At 51.1% G+C, this 17,895-nt stretch carries 13 protein-coding genes and 2 rRNA genes (1 of these 15 cut by a window edge); 2 read left to right on the top strand and 13 right to left on the bottom strand.

Annotation, left to right across the window (positions count from 1 at the left end; genetic code table 11):
* Both P9J64_14965 and rrf read left to right on the top strand, forming a co-directional pair.
* Positions 1-2,839 (top strand): 23S ribosomal RNA (locus P9J64_14965) (it extends 116 nt beyond the left edge of the window).
* Positions 2,840-2,953: 114 nt separating this feature from the next.
* Positions 2,954-3,070, top strand: a 5S ribosomal RNA gene (gene rrf, locus P9J64_14960).
* 102 nt (positions 3,071-3,172) lie between these two features.
* Here rrf and P9J64_14955 read toward each other — a convergent pair.
* The 13 genes from P9J64_14955 to P9J64_14895 form a co-directional block, all read right to left on the bottom strand.
* Entirely contained in the window at positions 3,173-4,543 is a 1,371-nt protein-coding gene (locus P9J64_14955) for a sigma-54 dependent transcriptional regulator (GenBank protein ID MDG5469629.1), read from the bottom strand.
* A gap of 25 nt (positions 4,544-4,568) precedes the next feature.
* Complete coding sequence (locus P9J64_14950; GenBank protein MDG5469628.1) at positions 4,569-6,830, bottom strand: ATP-binding protein; 2,262 nt, start codon at positions 6,828-6,830, stop codon at positions 4,569-4,571.
* 199 nt (positions 6,831-7,029) lie between these two features.
* On the bottom strand, positions 7,030-7,965 hold the full coding sequence (gene lpxC, locus P9J64_14945) for a UDP-3-O-acyl-N-acetylglucosamine deacetylase (GenBank protein MDG5469627.1): 936 nt from the start codon (positions 7,963-7,965) through the stop codon (positions 7,030-7,032).
* Positions 7,966-8,165: 200 nt separating this feature from the next.
* Entirely contained in the window at positions 8,166-9,857 is a 1,692-nt protein-coding gene (locus P9J64_14940) for an AarF/UbiB family protein (GenBank protein ID MDG5469626.1), read from the bottom strand.
* Between the two features lie 27 nt (positions 9,858-9,884).
* Positions 9,885-10,178: a phasin superfamily protein gene (locus P9J64_14935; GenBank protein MDG5469625.1), complete on the bottom strand. Its 294-nt coding sequence runs from the start codon at positions 10,176-10,178 to the stop codon at positions 9,885-9,887.
* Positions 10,179-10,244: 66 nt separating this feature from the next.
* The gene (locus P9J64_14930) at positions 10,245-11,198 is read right to left on the bottom strand and encodes a patatin-like phospholipase family protein (protein MDG5469624.1); all 954 of its coding nucleotides are present in this window, start codon (positions 11,196-11,198) and stop codon (positions 10,245-10,247) included.
* A 34-nt stretch (positions 11,199-11,232) separates the two neighbouring features.
* The gene (locus P9J64_14925; protein ID MDG5469623.1) at positions 11,233-11,448 is read right to left on the bottom strand and encodes a DUF2905 domain-containing protein; all 216 of its coding nucleotides are present in this window, start codon (positions 11,446-11,448) and stop codon (positions 11,233-11,235) included.
* Positions 11,448-11,987, bottom strand: a complete 540-nt coding sequence (locus tag P9J64_14920) for an epoxyqueuosine reductase QueH (GenBank protein MDG5469622.1) — start codon at positions 11,985-11,987, stop codon at positions 11,448-11,450. Before P9J64_14920 ends, P9J64_14925 begins: the two co-directional genes overlap by 1 nt.
* A gap of 262 nt (positions 11,988-12,249) precedes the next feature.
* A complete protein-coding gene (locus P9J64_14915; GenBank protein MDG5469621.1) occupies positions 12,250-14,580 on the bottom strand; it encodes a hypothetical protein in 2,331 nt (776 codons plus the stop codon).
* A 159-nt stretch (positions 14,581-14,739) separates the two neighbouring features.
* Complete coding sequence (gene ruvB, locus P9J64_14910) at positions 14,740-15,768, bottom strand: Holliday junction branch migration DNA helicase RuvB (protein ID MDG5469620.1); 1,029 nt, start codon at positions 15,766-15,768, stop codon at positions 14,740-14,742.
* Positions 15,769-15,785: 17 nt separating this feature from the next.
* Complete coding sequence (gene ruvA / locus P9J64_14905) at positions 15,786-16,385, bottom strand: Holliday junction branch migration protein RuvA (GenBank protein MDG5469619.1); 600 nt, start codon at positions 16,383-16,385, stop codon at positions 15,786-15,788.
* A gap of 51 nt (positions 16,386-16,436) precedes the next feature.
* On the bottom strand, positions 16,437-16,937 hold the full coding sequence (ruvC, locus tag P9J64_14900; GenBank protein ID MDG5469618.1) for a crossover junction endodeoxyribonuclease RuvC: 501 nt from the start codon (positions 16,935-16,937) through the stop codon (positions 16,437-16,439).
* Positions 16,938-17,018: 81 nt separating this feature from the next.
* Entirely contained in the window at positions 17,019-17,762 is a 744-nt protein-coding gene (locus tag P9J64_14895) for a YebC/PmpR family DNA-binding transcriptional regulator (GenBank protein MDG5469617.1), read from the bottom strand.
* Positions 17,763-17,895 lie beyond the last annotated feature (133 nt).

Raw genomic sequence — 17,895 nt, 5'->3', positions numbered from 1 at the left:
GAATGGGGAAACCCGGCAGGGATTATGCCCTGTCATCGTACACTGAATACATAGGTGTACGAGGCGAACGCAGGGAACTGAAACATCTAAGTACCTGTAGGAGTAGAAATCAATAGAGATTCCGTAAGTAGCGGCGAGCGAACGCGGATCAGCCCAAACCGGCACCACTACGGTGGAGCCGGGGTTGTAGGGCCCCAACATGGGATTGGTGAAGAATAACAGAAGGCTCTGGAAAGTGCCGCCATAGTGGGTGATAGCCCCGTATGTGAAATTCTGAACCACCCTAGGGTGTCCCTGAGTACCACGGAACACGAGAAATTTTGTGGGAATCTGGGAGGACCATCTTCCAAGGCTAAATACTACCCGATGACCGATAGCGCATAGTACCGTGAGGGAAAGGTGAAAAGAACTCCGATGAGGAGAGTGAAATAGAACCTGAAACCGTGTGCCTACAAGCAGTGGGAGCACTATGTCTTCGGACAGTGTGACCGCGTGCCTTTTGCATAATGAGTCAGCGAGTTACGCTCAGCAGCGAGGTTAAGCCGTTAGGTGGAGCCGTAGCGAAAGCGAGTCTTAATAGGGCGATTTAGTTGCTGGGAGTAGACCCGAAACCAGGTGATCTATCCATGTGCAGGGTGAAGCGAAGGTAACACTTCGTGAAGGCCCGAACCCACTTAGGTTGAAAACTGAGGGGATGACGTGTGGATAGGAGTGAAAGGCTAATCAAACCTGGAGATAGCTGGTTCTCCCCGAAATATATTTAGGTATAGCCTCGTATGAATCGTGTCGGAGGTAGAGCACTGGATGGGCTAGGGGTCTTACCGGATTACCAAACCTAACCAAACTCCGAATGCCGGCAACGTATGTACGGGAGTCAGACTGCGGGTGATAAGATCCGTAGTCGAGAGGGAAACAACCCAGATCGCCAGCTAAGGTCCCAAAGTATATGTTAAGTGGCGAAGGATGTGGAAATGCACAGACAACCAGGAGGTTGGCTTAGAAGCAGCCACCCTTTAAAGAAAGCGTAATAGCTCACTGGTCAAGTGGATCCGCGCCGAAAATGTAACGGGGCTCAAACATATCACCGAAGCTGCGAATGTGTACCTTAAGGTACACGTGGTAGGGGAGCATTGTAGCAACCGCTGAAGGTCGACCGTGAGGACGGCTGGAGGAACTACAAGAGCTTATGCTGACATGAGTAACGAAAATGCGGGTGAGAAACCCGCACGCCGAAAGCCCAAGGTTTCCTCCGTCAAGGTAATCTGCGGAGGGTTAGTCGGCCCCTAAGGCGAGGCCGAAAGGCGTAGTTGATGGGAAACAGGTTAATATTCCTGTACCACCTATTGTTGCGATGGGGGGACGGAGAAGGGTAGACCATCCGGGTGTTGGACGTCCCGGTTTAAGCGTGTAGGTGGGGAGAGTAGGCAAATCCGCTTTCCTGTACAACACTGAGACGTGATGACGAGAGCTTTAAGCTCACAAAGTGGTTGATCCCATGCTTCCAAGAAAAGCCTCTAAGCTTCAGACAATAGGTGACCGTACCGCAAACCAACTCAGGTGGGCGGGCTGAGAATGCTCAGGCGATTGAGATAACTCTGGTTAAGGAACTCGGCAAAATGACACCGTAACTTCGGGAGAAGGTGTGCCCCCATTAGGTGAAGCGATACGCTCGTGGAGCTGAAGGGGGTCGCAGTGAAATGGTGGTAGCGACTGTTTACTAAAAACACAGCACTCTGCAAACTCGCAAGAGGAAGTATAGGGTGTGACGCCTGCCCGGTGCCGGAAGGTTAAGGGGAGCTGTTAGCGCAAGCGAAGCAGTGAACCGAAGCCCCGGTAAACGGCGGCCGTAACTATAACGGTCCTAAGGTAGCGAAATTCCTTGTCGGGTAAGTTCCGACCTGCACGAATGGCGTAACGACTTCCACACTGTCTCAACCAGAGACTCAGTGAAATTGAATTGGCGGTGAAGATGCCGTCTACCCGCGGAAAGACGGAAAGACCCCGTGCACCTTTACTACAGCTTGGCAGTGATATTCGGGACAGCATGTGTAGGATAGGTGGGAGACTTTGAAGCTGGCACGCTAGTGTCGGTGGAGTTGCCCTTGAAATACCACCCTTGTTCTTCTGGATGTCTAACCTAGGCCCGTTATCCGGGTCAGGGACACTGCCTGGTGGGTAGTTTGACTGGGGCGGTCGCCTCCTAAACAGTAACGGAGGCGCGCGAAGGTTCCCTCAGGCTGATTGGAAACCAGCCGTAGAGTGCAAAGGCATAAGGGAGCTTGACTGCAAGACATACACGTCGAGCAGGTACGCAAGTAGGTCTTAGTGATCCGGCGATACTGTATGGAAGGGTCGTCGCCCAACGGATAAAAGGTACGCCGGGGATAACAGGCTTATCTCCCCCAAGAGTTCACATCGACGGGGAGGTTTGGCACCTCGATGTCGGCTCATCACATCCTGGGGCTGGAGCAGGTCCCAAGGGTTTGGCTGTTCGCCAATTAAAGTGGTACGCGAGCTGGGTTTAAAACGTCGTGAGACAGTTTGGTCCCTATCTTCCGTGGGCGTAGGAAATTTGAGAGGATCTGTTCCTAGTACGAGAGGACCGGAATGGACGAACCTCTAGTGTACCTGTTGTCCCGCCAGGGGCAATGGCAGGGTAGCTATGTTCGGAAAGGATAACCGCTGAAAGCATCTAAGCGGGAAGCCCACCTCAAGACAAGATTTCCCTGGACTTCGGTCCCTGAAGGTCCGTCGAAGACGACGACGTTGATAGGCCGGCGGTGTAAGTGCAGCAATGCATTCAGCTAACCGGTACTAATCGACCGTGAGGCTTGACCATAAAAAGTTTACGTGAGGAAGGGGGGAAGTTAACTTCCCCCCGACTTCCAAAGCCTGATAAGGTATTGCGAGTCAATTAATGGTATTCTAAGCAATTGAAACCGAATTAACGCTTTTCGGTGGCAATAGCATAGGGGTCACACCTGTTCCCATCTCGAACACAGAAGTTAAGCCCTATTGCGCCGATGATACTGCATGGGCAACTGTGTGGGAAAGTAGGTCGCCGCCGAAATTATTTAGAAAAGCCCCGCCTCTTTTGAGGTGGGGCTTTTTGCTTTTGAGCAAGTCCATTTTGTTTGAACTGCCCAGAGCAGTCCCCTTCATATTGTTCAGCTTAACCCTTTTTTAAATCAATCTTATAAGACTTGATCTTGCGATGCAGGTTGGAACGTTCCACCTCTATCGCTTCTGCTGTACGAGAAATATTCCATTCGTTCTCTTCAAGTTTCTGAATCAGGAACTCTTTCTCAAACTCTTCTTTGGCGTTGCGGAAAGTTGCTGCAGAAAAGTTGTGTGTCTCTTGATCTTTTTCTAAAGGCTCTTTCTTGTCTGAAACTGCCAGTGGCAGTTGATGTCTTGTGATGGTGTTGCCTGGCGACATTATGACCAATCGTTCTATCAGGTTCTTCAATTCCCGGACGTTGCCTGGCCATGAGTAACTTTTGATTGCCTGGACAGCCTCTTCATCTAGAACCTTAGTGTCGCGGCTCTCTTTGCTGCAGAAATATTCCAGGAAATGCGTTGCCAGCTGAGGAATGTCGGCTTTTCGTTCACGTAGTGGTGGTACATAAAAAGGAATGACGTTCAGACGATAGAAGAGGTCTTCTCTGAACCTGCCTTCTGCAATCTCTTTTTCCAGGTCCTTATTTGTTGCAGCAATGACGCGAACATCAACTTCAATGGTCTTGTTGCCGCCGACCCTTTCGAATTTGTGCTCCTGAAGAATCCGAAGCACTTTGGCCTGTGTCTTCAGACTCATATCGCCAATTTCGTCGAGAAAGAGCGTGCCTTTATGGGCCTGGTCAAACTTTCCACGGCGCTGTGTTGTTGCTCCCGTAAAGGAGCCCTTCTCGTGACCAAACAACTCTGACTCTATGAGTTCTTCTGGTATCGCGGCACAATTAACTTCTATAAACGGGCAGGCTTGTCGGTTCGAGTTCTGGTGGATTGCCCGGGCAACCAGTTCTTTCCCGGTCCCGTTCTCTCCTGTTATCAAAACCCACCCAGAGGTTGGTGCAGCGATCTTGATCTGCTTTTTTAAGTCCTTGATCGGTTTGCTGTTGCCAATCATTTCGTGTTCTTTGCCTATTTTGGCTTTGAGTTCACGATTCTCCTCTACCAACTGGCCGACTTTGGCTGCGTTCTGGATGGAGAGCAGAACTTTTTCAAGTGACAGTGGCTTCTCTATGAAATCGTATGCGCCAAGCTTGGTCGCTTTAACAGCTGTTTCGATCGTGCCATGACCGCTCATTATGATAACCAGCTGGTCTGGGTAGATGTCCCGAATTTTGGTCAGGGTTTCCATGCCATCCATTCCCGGCATCCAGATGTCCAGCAGAACCAGATCAGGCTTCTCCTCGCTGACCCTCTCTATGGCACGTTCGCCGCTTTCTACTGAGACGGGGTGAAACCCTTCATCCTGCAGGATCCCTGTCAGACTTTCTCGAATGCTTATCTCATCATCGACGATCAGAATTGATTGCATGTTGCCTCTATAGTGGTGGTTGGTTCTATGTTTGTGTGACTTCCGAAGTAATCGGCAGTTCAACGATGAAATGTGTCCCCTGGGGCTCGTTGTCTCGTACCCGGATATAACCATTATGGTCAGAAACTATGGTTGAAACAATAGCCAGTCCAAGTCCGGTTCCTGACTTCTTGGTAGAAAAGTATGGCTCAAAGAGTCTTGGTTTGTCTTCAGCAGGAATACCACAACCATTATCGCTTATTTTGAGAGTGGCAATTCTCAGGTCCTTGTTGAACGAGGTCTTAACAGTGATCTGTCCGTTACTGTTGCCGTTAACTGCAGCAACGGCATTGTCGAGGAGGTTGATCGCAACACGCTTGACCTGTTCACGGTCAAGGCTGAAGGCCGGCAGGTCCGGGTCTGTCTGGAGCTGAAAATGAACTTCCTTGTGCCCTTCCTGGAACAGAACCAAAGCTTCATTAAGAACATCGTTGAGGTTGTTCAAGCTTGGATTGCTGGCCGGCATGCGTGCAAAGCTAGAAAACTCATTGACCAGATTCTTAAGGTCATCAACCTGCTTGATGATCATCGTGGTGCATTCATCAAAAACTATGTCGTCTGCGCTGAAACGGTCAAGGTAACGGCGTCGGAGTCGCTGTGCCGAGAGTTGTATAGGCGTGAGCGGGTTCTTGATCTCATGGGCAATCCTGCGCGCGACTTCACGCCATGCAGCCATGCGTTGTGCTTTGAGCAGCTGTGTCAGGTCGTCAAAGACAACAACTGTTCCCATAAACTCATTATGCTCATCTTTCAAGGTGGTGACATTGACGAGCAGGATGATCTTGGTGTCTCCTGCCGGTAGAGATACCTGTTTCCGTATCGAATCTTTACCTGAGCCAATTAATTCCTTAAGGATGCCCTTGATCATCGGTTGATAGTCAGGAGTGACGATATCCCGGAAATTTCGTCCAATGATTCTCTTGGTCTTCAAGCCGAGGAGCTTTTCGGCAGACTTGTTAATGGTCGTAATATGACCCTGGCTGTCAATGGAGATGACCCCGGCAGTAACATTCGCCAGAACGATCTCCATGTAACGTCGTCTTTGCTCGAGCTCAAGGTTTGATGCCTGTAGCTCAAGGTTGGCCCTGTTGATCGCTTTCTGGCCCTTGCGCAGGTCGGCAGTCATGGTGTTGAACGCTTCGACCAGAGAGCCGACTTCGTCCTGACTGTAGCTGTCCAGGGTGACGTTGAGATCGCCGGAGGCAACCCGGTTGGTTGCTATGGCCAGTTCCTGAATAGGTTCTGTAATACCCCTGGCAAGATGGAAGCCGACCCAGGTTGAGAGGAAAATGATGACCAAAGCAATGAGCAGAAGGAACAGAATGTAGCCTTTTTGAATTTTACCTTTGAGAAGTTTGGTTGATTTGTACTGCTCGAAGGAACTGCTTATCTCCTTCATCTTGTTGACCAGAGAGTAAGGGACGTAATAGTTAACGACGACGACCCCGACCACATCATCCGGGTTCCAGTTAGAGTAGACCGGGACGATGCCACGTATCAGGTCGGCGCGGCCGATCGGACTGATCCTGGTAAAGCGGTTGCCCTGTAGTGCTTCACGGATACTGTCGGAATCAGGGTCCGAGAATTCTGCCGCCGGAACGCTTGGGTTGACTGCGCGGACAAGCTCTTCCAGGGTTGAAGAGAAGACCTCAACGATGCCAAGGTTGTATTCCTTTTGCTTCTGGTGAATTAACTCCTCAAGAACCGGAAGATTATCTTCGTTGAGAAGCTTTTGTTCCTTGATTGCCAGAGAGATCTGTTCCGCATAGTAGAGGGCGTTGCTGGCTGAATTTTTATAATAGGTTTGGGCTACTTCGAGCGATTCCTGAAGCGATTCCTCGATTTGACTGTTAAACCAGTTCTCAATTGAGTTGGTTATGAAACCGGCCGAAACGAAAAAGAGCAGCATCGTTGGAATAAGAGAGAGGGCAACAAAGGCAAGAACCAGCTTACTCCTAAGCTTTGCACCAGGTATGCCCCGTCGTCGTTCCAGAACGAGTTTGAAAATGTTACGCAAGACCAGGAAGAGACAGAAGATGATCAGAAGGATGTTCAGGTTGATCAGAGCAAGAACCAGGATGTTGCCGGAGAGAGGTATTTCTGTCGTAAGGTTGAAGAGTTGGCCCTGGTAGCGTAAAGACAGAGCGACCAGCCCGACGACCACCACCACGATTAACCATTCGCGGCGGCGTTTGCGAGCTTCAGTCTTTGTGGTGCTCAATGTCTTGTCTGTTTTTGTTTTCGGCATGAGAAAGTTCTATCTTTTCGCAATTTTATGTGTAAAAGAATCCTTATGCAAGCGTCAACTTCCATGGCCTGCGATCTCTTGCCCAGGATAACGCTAAACCTTATACCTATGGTCCTCGGTTGCTGTAGCGGTCATCTCTGGAGTTCAAACAAAAAAGGCAGCCGAAGCGGCTGCCTTTTCTTTATTCAAATTGTATGTTTTAACCCTTGGAAAAAGCCAGGTCGCCCGCAAACGCCTGAGGAGACATCTGCAAGGCTTTTTCAACATCAGCCTCGCTGAATTCCAGCAGCTGCCAACTCTCAGGTGTGTCGAGAAGTTTTTCTACCAATTGGTGGTTGATATCGTGACCCGCCTTGAATGCACGAACATGGCCAAGGATCGGGTAACCAATCAGGCTCAGGTCGCCAATTGCATCCAGAATCTTGTGACGAACAAACTCATCCTGGAAGCGTAGCCCCTCCGGATTAAGAATTCGCTCATCGTCAACCACGATGGCGTTTTCCAGAGAGCCTCCGAGGGCAAGCCCGGCTGCCTTGAGATTCTCAACGTCTCGCAAGAACCCGAAGGTTCGTGCCGGGGCGAGATCTCTGCGGAATACAGATGAAGAGACCTTGACCGAACGTTGTTGTAGTGCGATGCATGGATGTTGAAAGGCTATGTCAAAGGTGATGCGGAAGAAGCGAGAAGGAATAATGCTGACACGTTTCTCACCGTCGATAACAGAAACCGGCTTGCGGATAGCGAGAAATTTACGACTTTGATGGTGGCGGCGCTGACCTGCTTCTTCGATGATAGAAGCAAAGGGGGCCGCACTGCCGTCCATGATCGGTACTTCTGGGCCATCGATGTCTATGTGCAGGTTGTCTACGCCGTAGGCGGCTAACGCTGAAAGCAGATGCTCAACAGTCGAGACGCGAACATCACCTTTACCGATAACTGTCGCCATTTGGGTGTCGACGACATTGGCCGAAGTTGCCTCTATCGTCACAGTGCGTTCGCCGATTTTGCGGTGGAAGACGATGCCGGTGCCAGCCTCTGCGGGGCGCAGGGTCATATTGATGCGTTGGCCGGTGTGAAGCCCGATGCCGGATATGGCGGTCGAGCGGGCAATTGTGGTTTGGCAGATCATGTTCATTAACTTCTGTCCTTAAAGACTGTCATAAATTTAAGACAAAGATGATTATGCAATAGTCTTGCCAACCTGTTTGTGCAAGGTAAGTGACCGAAATAAAAGAAATAATTTTTTTGGTCCGTGAGAGGGTGGAGTTCTGGTGAGGTTTTATTATTGCAACGTGTGTGTCTCGAAAGCCACAAGTCTATGATGATGCTTTCTGACTAGAGCCGTCCCGACCGCAGAATGCCTATTGCCAGCCAGAGGCCCAGAAAGCCGGCTATTGAATAACCTAAAAGTCCTAGCAACGGGAAGCCAAGAATCATTGGGCCCTTATCGATTTGCATGACCAACGAAGAACCGACGATCAGGGAACCAATGACAACGGCAAAAGAGACCCTGTTGCTGGAGCGGTCAAGATCTGTGACCAGTTTCTCTAGGCCCCGGTGCTCCAAGTCTATTTTAAACTGATTACGATTAAGACGGTTGACGAATTCCTTGATATCTTGTGGCAGGTTCTTTGCCAATGAACTGTAGGCCTGCACGATACGACCCGCCTGCTCGCTAATATTCTTTGGACTGAATCGTTCGAAAACGAGTTTGTTCACGTAGGGCCGCATATGGTTGATCATGTTGAACTCAGGGTCCAGTTGGCGGCCAACCCCTTCCATGATCACCAATGCCTTGGCTAAAATCATGAAGTCAGCGGGGAAGTGAATGCGATGATGTGTGAGGATCTCGATAAACTCCGTAAGGAGTTTTCCAACCTTGATATCCTGCAGAACAATATCGTAGTAATCCTCGATAAAGTCGTGCAGGTCGCGTCTGAGGTTCTTCATGTCGGAATCGTCTGTTAACTCCCCGGAATAGAGGAGTTGCGAGATGATCCGGTCCACATCTCTGTTGAGAAGTGCTTGTAAAAGGTCAATCAGTTGATCTTTGAGGTCCTGGCCGAGCCGCCCGACCATGCCGTAGTCAAGCATACAGATGACTTGATCGGGGAGTATGAATACGTTGCCCGGGTGTGGGTCGGCATGAAAAAGCCCGAAGTCAAGGACCTGCTGCAGGAACGCATCGGCGCCCCTTCTGGCGATCTCCTTGAGGTCGTAACCTTGTGCGGTGAGCTCTTCGAGTGCTGATATTTTGATCCCGTCAACGTACTCCATGGTCAGGACGATATCTCCTGTGTAATCCCAGAAGATCTTCGGGGTGTAAACGGTTTCACTCTCGGCAAAGTTGACGGCGAAGCGATCGACGGTGCGCCCTTCGCGGGTGAAGTTCAACTCCCGCATGATGCTGCGACGGAATTCCTTGACCAGGCCGACAGGATCATAGAGTGCCACTGTCGGGACGTGTTGTTCGATCAGGTAGGCCAGGCCCATGAGAACGTCAATGTCGGTTTCAACGATCTTTACGATGCCCGGTCGACGGACTTTAAAGACGACTTCTTCACCACTTCTCAGTTTGCCACGATGAACCTGGGCGATACTGGCTGCAGCAAGCGGTTTTGTGGAAAATTCTGCAAAAAGTTCTTCTGCCGGGTAACCCAGCTCCCGCTGGATCTGGGCGTTAATCTCTTCAAAGGAAACCGCAGGAACTTTGTCCTGAAGTTTACTGAATTCATTAATGTATGCGCTGTCCAGTACATCGGGGCGGGTAGAGAGGAGTTGGCCGAGCTTGATAAAGGTCGGTCCGAGCTCTTCCATCACCAGGCGCAGACGCTGTGGTTGACTGAGACGTTCAAGGTCTTTCGGAATCTTGTCGAGGGTGACAAAGCGTTTGCCGAGTTCGAGGTAGTAGTCGATATTAAGCTGTTCGACAAAATGTCCAAAGCCGTACTTGATCAGAACCCCCAGAATGGTTCTGTAGCGTCGGATGGTCCGGATATTTCGGTTTACGCGCAGGATGGGCAGCATATTGACTTCAGTTCAGTGCAGAATTAATTATTTAAGTTTTTTTTCCAGTTGGGCAACTTTCTTCTTCAACTTGTCAAACTCAGCAGCGGTGACAACCCCCATGCGCTCACAGGTCTTTTTAACTTCTTCTCGGGCTTGCTCCATCAACTTTTCCTGGTTTTGAGCTGCGGCATCCTGAATCTTCTGCAGAAAAGCTTTGCCTTCATCCTCGCTGATATTCATCTTCTCCCGGAGTTCCTGGAGTAGCTCCTCAGCCTTCTTCTGTGTCAGGGTCATTGCGCCAACCGCAGTCAATAGAGATTTTTCGAGCAACTCGATCATTTTTGCCTCCTTGATGTGGTGGAATGAAATAGTTATATCAATATGTTAGCAGGGGATGAGAGGCTTTCAAGCCGGACGGAGAAGATATTCAATCTCTGGGAGCGCTGCTCGCGCAGACGATTCTCCCGCGGCAATAATCTCTTTGGCTCGATGAAACTCAAGCAAGGTGATTCCATCGAACGTCGGCCTGATGATTAAGTCCTGAGGATTCTGACTAATGTGCAGCTCATTAATCAGGTTCTCCATGATGGCGACACTCTGTGCGCAGACACGGAAAATGTTCGGCGCTTTCAACTGTCCCGGGTCCTCGTTATGGGCTGTTTCTGGCTCCTGTCCAAGGGCAGAACGAAAGGCTTGTTCGATGCTGCGGGCACTGAAGAGTTTTCTCCAGCGGCTGATGTTTGTTGCGTCGCCATGCCTGCCCGGGAGAAATGTTTCCGGCGATTGTTTTTTGACCGCAGGGATAGTGCAAACACCGATAATTTTTTCTGCGCCAAGGTTGCGGGCCACGTTGGTTGGGATCGGATTGCAGAGGCCGCCATCGACCAGAAACCTTTGTCCGAAGCGGACCGGTGAAAAAATACCCGGGAATGCCAAGCTGGCCTGCAATGCCTCGAGAAGATCCCCTTGTTTGATGATGATCGCTTCCCCGGTGTTGATGTCTGTTGCCGTCACGGCCAGGGTCTGCTGAAGGTCTTTGAATTCTCGGGCTGGGAGCAGTTCAGCGATGAAGGCGACCAGCTTCCTGCTGTCTGTCAAACTTGATGTGGGTAAGACCGGGTCAAGCAGGCTGGCCATTTTACGCCAGTCGATGGTCAGCGCAACGTCCTCCATCTGTGCAACCGGTACCCCGGCGGCATACATGGCTCCAATCAGTGCGCCTATGGAGGTCCCGGTAATGATGTCGACAGGGATTTTGGCTTCATCGAGAACTTTGAGGACACCGATGTGGGCAAGGCCTCTGGCTGCACCGCTTCCGAGAGCCAATCCTAGCTTTGGAGAGGGTGAGGCGATGGTCATATCGGCTCCGGTGTGATGGTCAGAAGTGAACTTGTTATCGCTTGAATAACCATAAAAGTAACGAGAACAATAGCGAAATCAGGAGGCAGGTGCCAAGCGGGAAGAAGAAAGAGAAATTCTCCTTTTCTACACGGATGTCACCCGGCAGCCTGCCGAGGAAGTTGAGTTTTCCGCCGTAGCTCAAAAACAGGCCAATGCCTAACAACAGTAAACCCAAAATGATGAGTGCTCTGCCGAGGTCTTTGCCCATCAGTTGTTGCTGCTGGGATGATACCGATCCTTTTCCGAATAGATACATCCGCAATATTGCTGCCGATAGAGGCCCATGGCCTTGGACGCCTTGATGCCATCTTGCCAGCCGATTCGATAGTCATCGTACAGAAACTCTATGCCGTAATGCAGGCCCAGCTCTTCACCCATTTTACGAATCATCTCGTGGTTCTGGTAACGGGAATAGAGAAGACTGGTCGTGAACGCATCGTAGCCGGATTTTGCAGCATATTCTGCAGCTTGTTTGAGCCGAGACTGGTAGCAGTAGGTACAGCGATTGGTTGGCTCTGATGCCACCTGGGAAAGAAAATCTTCCAACAGGTATTCGTCTTTGTAGATGACCTGAAGTTGACTGGCTGAGGCATATTGTTCAACGGCCTCAAGCCGTCGACGATACTCCTGGTAGGGATGTATGTTGTGATTGAAGAAGTAGCCTGTTACCAGATGTCCTGCCTCGCGTAAAAGACGGACGGGGTAGATCGTGCAGTTAGCGCAACAGATATGGAGTAAGACGTTCATGGCTAAGACCTCTTTATGGATTGAACAACCTGTTCATCATAATATGATTTGCAAAAAAAGACCAGAGACCTTAAGGGGTTGGGTGTCAGAAGAAAGGCTTAGCAACCTGTCGCACTAACCATGGACTGGCTGCGAATTCACCTGTTTGGCCCATATTTCAGCTCCTTTTCGACCCATAGATACAGCTATTACTCTCAAAAGAGCCAAAATCTGTCCTCAAACGGTCAACCTTTCGCTTTAGCCCAGATAGTCCGACAGGCTGCTAGGCTGTTTTGTATGCCTTTTCAGGAGGCAAATTCTGTTGCTGCCAGATTCGTCCTGCCAGCTTGACCGCCTGTTGACGATGTGGTTCAAAACGTCGGCAGGCCCGCATTAAGTTGTCGTGCAGACGTACGAGATCGGAACGATACTGTTGGATGATTTTGGCAAGGATGAATTCATCAACGGGAAGAGAGACTTGCTCCTGATCCGTGTAAGACGCCAGGACAAGCGCTTCGGCGATGAGTTTTCCAGAGACCTCCAGAGTGTGATCCTTGGCAACCGTACCTAAGCTAATCTTGTCAAAAAATTCTTCTGTGACCTCCAGTACACCATGTAATTTGTACTCTGTCACTTCAGGACGATAGAGATCCATCAGGTAGTGCTCGGGAAAGCGCGGTATGCCATCTTCGAAAACTTTTGAGGCAATTTCTTTTGGGTTTGTGCTGCTTCTGCGCCGCGATTTTGAGCCGTCTGTGAAGTCGTGAATGGTGCTTTCCGTAAGCACAGGGGTCGGACCGAAGAGGTGGGTAAATTCTCTTTCAAGAAGATCCGGTTCCGGGATCATTTCCGTTTCGGGCAAGCCGATCAGGCATAAGTCTGCAAGGATTTCTCTTCCAGGGAGTGGCAGGCCGTAGTTTCTGATGGCCTGGGGCAGTTCGTCGATTTCTGGCAAGGATTTCTGATTACTGCAGAGGTGCCAGAGGTACTTGCCGAGCTGGGTTTGCAGAAAGAGGTAAGCTCCCCACTTCAGAGGCTCGGTTTCATCCGCCCAGTCAAGTCTGACTCCGCCAATCTTTTTGCTGCACAAGAGCTCAACCACCGATTCGTCTGCCAACAACCAGATCTGTGTTGTTCCTGGCATGACCGTTGAAGTGAGCTCCAGTGGGAGCTCAAAGACCCGGTTGTTACGATGGACTTTAACGTAACTGATTTTTTGTGGGCATTGCGTAAAAAGGAAGCTTTGCTCTCCGGTCTCGATTATTGAGATTTCTGCAAGTTGGTAACGCTCTAGCAGGACCGCCCAGAGAACTTCGACGCCGGGTGCATGAGGCCATCCTTTAGGTAATTCGAGAGAAATTTTTTCAGAAACCAGGCCGACGAGGTAGAGTGCATCCCACACCCACTTGGGCGTTTTTCGCGGTAGCTCGAAGCGCCGACTCCAGACCTGGCGTAGCAGCATCAGCTGAGATTCGCGCTCTTTTCGATCGAGAGAATGCTCACCCTTTAAAATGGCCAGAGAATTTGTCAGGCCCTGGCTGGTGTTCAAAGATTGCAAGTCTTCAGCATAAGAATATTTTTCGACCTGTTCGTTCAGGGATCTTTTGAACGCCCAGCCGGCCAGATAAGAACGTGGAGCGACCAGCGAACAGGGTTCTGCCGATGGCGGGCGATGGCAGTTGACGCGTAATGTGGCTGTGTCCGTTGACCATGGCAGATGAGGGGCGTTGAGACCCAAACGATGAGCAGCCTCGTTGATTAAAAGACTGACCATCTCCTCTGCATGTTGGTCATTGTGAGGCCATCCCAGTTGCCTGAGCCTGCCGGCCAGGTGGTGGAGCCTTACGGCGTCATCTTCAGGCAGGGGGGGCTCACCCTCCTGAATGGCGAGCCATGGATGTTGGCCCTTGATCAGGTCACTCAAAGCATAGTGGATGGCGAACTCAAGCCTGTCGGGTTGCAACCCCGGTGGCAGGCGTTTTTGCTGAAGCAGGAAAAGTAATCGCCATAGAGACATCCATGCCTTCTCACGCGGGGCCTGTTCCACCCACTCATCATCTGCTGTTCTTCCGGCGGTCAGGCGGGCGCTGATCGTCAGGCCTGGTGCCAGTTCTTGCAGATTGCGCAGACAGAGGTTGGCGAAATAATGTTCGGAATAGCTCGCCGTAGGCGGCGCGCTAGTGACGGTCACGACTTTTAATCGTTCTAAAAGGTCATCGAGGGTTTGCTGAAAATCGTCAGGAGTGATGCGATTGGCGGGCGGCAGATCAAAATCGTCAAGCAGGGTCGCTGCACCTGAGGAGACGTTCCAGATGGAGACCTCTCGTGCGGCCCAGGTCGTGAAGTGACCGAGTCCGAGCGCGTTGGCCAGAGAAACCCCTTCGCTGAGGACCTGAGCATTGACAACATCGGGCAGCAGGATCATGCTTCCTGCCAACTGACTGTCTCTATTGATCCAGAGCACCAGATCCGGAACCAGCAGCCCCTGATCCGTCAAGGTTCTGGGGCAGAGCTCCAGACGTTGGAAGGGCAGGCGCTGGGATTCAAGACGTGCTTCAATCCAGGAGGCCAGCTGCTGGCGAAACTGTTGTAGCAGGCTTGGGTCCATGCTCATTAATTCTGAATGTGGTGACTTCGAAAATAAAAAGGGCCGTCACCATGACGGCCCTCGGGGTGTGTCAGCAGGGCAAGTTGCTTGCATCACCCCCCACAAACTGAAGCTATCACAAGGTTTGGCCGTGTGACAAAGAAAATTCAACGAAAAATGATTCTTTTACGTAAAAAGGCTGCCCGGTTGCGCTGATGCCCCGGGGGTCCGTCCCAGATGAGAATAAGCCAGATGGGTTGCAACGCGACCACGGGGAGTGCGATTGATGAATCCCTGTTGCAGTAAGTAGGGTTCAATCACATCCTCAATCGTATCTTTCTCTTCCCCGATTGCGGCAGCTAATGTGTCGAGTCCCACCGGTCCACCACTGAATTTATCGATGATGGTTTCGAGCAGAAGCCTGTCCATCTGGTCAAAGCCCTTTTTGTCGACCTCCAGCCTTCCCAGCGCTTGATCTGCCATCTTCAGGCTGATCGTGCCGTCGCCATCGACTTCCGCAAAGTCCCGGACCCTGCGCAGCAAGCGGTTGGCGATACGTGGCGTTCCTCTGCTACGGCGGGCGATCTCTGCGGCTCCTGAAGCATCGATCTGTACGCCCAGGATTCCTGCACTGCGTGTGACGATGGTGGATAACTCGTCGTGAGTGTAGAACTCAAGGCGGCTCAAAACGCCAAAGCGGTCACGCAAGGGCGAAGAGAGCAGTCCAGCGCGGGTTGTTGCTCCGACCAGGGTGAAGCGGGGGATGTCGAGTTTGATGGTGCGAGCCGAGGGCCCTTGGCCGATCATGATGTCGAGCTGGTAGTCTTCCATCGCCGGGTAGAGAATCTCTTCAACCACAGGAGACAAGCGATGAATCTCGTCGATGAAGAGGACATCGCCCGGTTCCAGGTTCGTCAGAACCGCTGCCAGGTCCCCCGGTTTTTCAATGACCGGGCCTGACGTGCTCTTGATACTGACACCCATCTCCGCAGCAATAATGTGAGCCAGTGTTGTTTTTCCAAGACCGGGGGGTCCGTAGAATAGAACGTGGTCAAGGGACTCTCCACGGCCTTTAGCGGCTCCGATAAAGACCTTGAGGTTCTCCTTGGCTTTGCTCTGGCCGACATATTCGGTGAGGACTTTTGGCCGCAAGGAGAGGTCAAAAGAGCCATCGTCTCCGGAGGTGTCCGCTGCAATCAGGCGATCTTCTTCCATGGTCTCTACGGTGAAAGTCAGCGAATCAGGACTTTCAATGCTCCTTTAAGGGCTTCTTCCATCGTCAGGTCCGGTGCCAGTTCCATCGATTCCAATACCTTGCGGGCCTGGTTCTCTTTGTAGCCGAGATTGGTTAATGCGGAAATCACATCGTTACTGATATCTCCCACAGAAGGGCTGCTCGATTTTACATCATCTGCTTCGGGGAGATCGTGTACCGGGCCGACCTTGTCTTTTAATTCAAGGACCAGTCGCTCTGCCGTTTTCTTGCCAATGCCGGGCAAACTGGAGAGGCGCTTGATATCTTCTGAGGCAATGGCTCTTTTGAGATCTTTTGCAGGGATATGCGAGAGGATATTGACTGCCAGCTTCGGGCCGACACCAGAGATGCTGATCAAAATACCAAACAGCTCCTTCTCCTCCAGAGAGAGGAAGCCGTAGAGCAGAAGGGCATCTTCACGGACATGAGTGTGGGTAAAGAGACTGACATCACCGGTCTCCGGTAAGGAATAGAATGTAGAGAGTGGGATAAACAGTCGGTAGCCGACACCACCAACGTCAATGATCACGTGGTCGGACGATTTATAAGCCAGTGTGCCGCGAAGCAGTGCGATCATCGGAGTTCACTCTCTTTTAAGCCGTAGCGTGTTGTTCGCCTTGGTGTGATATTAACGTCGACCGGAATTGATTGCCAGCTGTCTCAGTGTCCGGCTGTTGGCATGACAGATTGCCACAGCCAAAGCGTCTGCAGCGTCTTCCTGGGCCACTTCCGGTAAATTCAGGAGTGCTTTAACCATGTGCTGAACCTGCTGTTTTGCAGCATGTCCATAACCAACTACGGCACTTTTGACCTGCAGCGCCGAATACTCATGAACTTCGAGGTTGAGATTGACCGAGGCTATGACTGCTGTGCCTCTAGCGTGGCCGAGAGTTAAAGCGGCTTTCGGGTTTTTTGCTAGGAATACCTGCTCAATAGCGACAGCTTCAGGAGAAAATTCCTTGAGGACCACGGTCAGGCCGTCGTATATGGCCTTTAACCTGATTGGCAAGGGATCACTGCTGCGCGTTTTGACGATACCGTTATCGACGTGGCGCAAGCGATTGCCCTCGACATCAATAATGCCGTAACCGGTGATCCTGGTGCCTGGGTCGATCCCTAGAATTCGCATAAAGAAGGCTCAGGGTTTGCGGTTTGTGGCTCGTGGAGAAACTAACCTCGGACCACGTACCACAATCCACGCACCTTTTGGTTACATGATTTTAGCCAGCTCATCTTCGCTGATGTCGAAGTTGGCGTAAACATTCTGCACATCGTCATTGTCTTCGAGCGCATCCATCAGTTTGAGCATGGTCTCTGCAGGCTTACCTTCGAGCATGACCTGATTTTGCGGGATCATTGTCGTTTCAGCGGTTTCCCATTTCAACCCTGCTGCGGCCATGGCTTCACGAACCGGGATAAAGTCCGCTGGGTCAGTGATGACTTCGTAGACATCTTCTTCGTCCTTGACGTCTTCAGCGCCTGCTTCCAGGGCGATCTCAAAGATCTGGTCGAAATCGTTGTCTGCGGAAAAGGAGATCAAGCCTTTGCGGTCAAAGAGAAAGGCCACTGAACCGCTGACGCCAAGATTGCCGCCATACTTGCTGAAGCAATGGCGCACATCAGCGACGGTACGGGTACGGTTGTCGGTCAGGAATTCTACAATTAAAGCAACGCCGCCGGGGCCGTAGCCTTCAAAAAGGCCTTCCTCGTAACTGACGCCGTCAAGATCGCCGGTGCCTTTTTTGATGGCACGATCCACGTTGTCCTTCGGCATGTTGGCTTGTTTGGCCTTGTCAACAGCTGTGCGTAGACGCGGGTTGATATCCGGATCGCCGCCGCCGATGCGGGAAGCAACCGTAAGTTCTTTGATGATTTTGGTGAAAATCTTTCCACGCTTGGCATCCTGCGCGCCTTTGCGGTGCTTGATATTGGCCCATTTACTATGTCCGGCCATGTTCTTACTCCTTATGATGATTGTGAACTTGTAAACAGCGGCTTATCCTAGCATAGGGGATTATAGCGGAACAAGCCTGAGAAAAGAGAAGCCGACCTTGCGGGTCGGCTTCCATGTACTCTTATCTCGTGAG

It is taken from the genome of Deltaproteobacteria bacterium IMCC39524, from assembly GCA_029667085.1.
Lineage (GTDB): Bacteria > Desulfobacterota > Desulfuromonadia > Desulfuromonadales > BM103 > M0040.
This window is presented reverse-complemented; position numbering and strand designations above follow the sequence as displayed.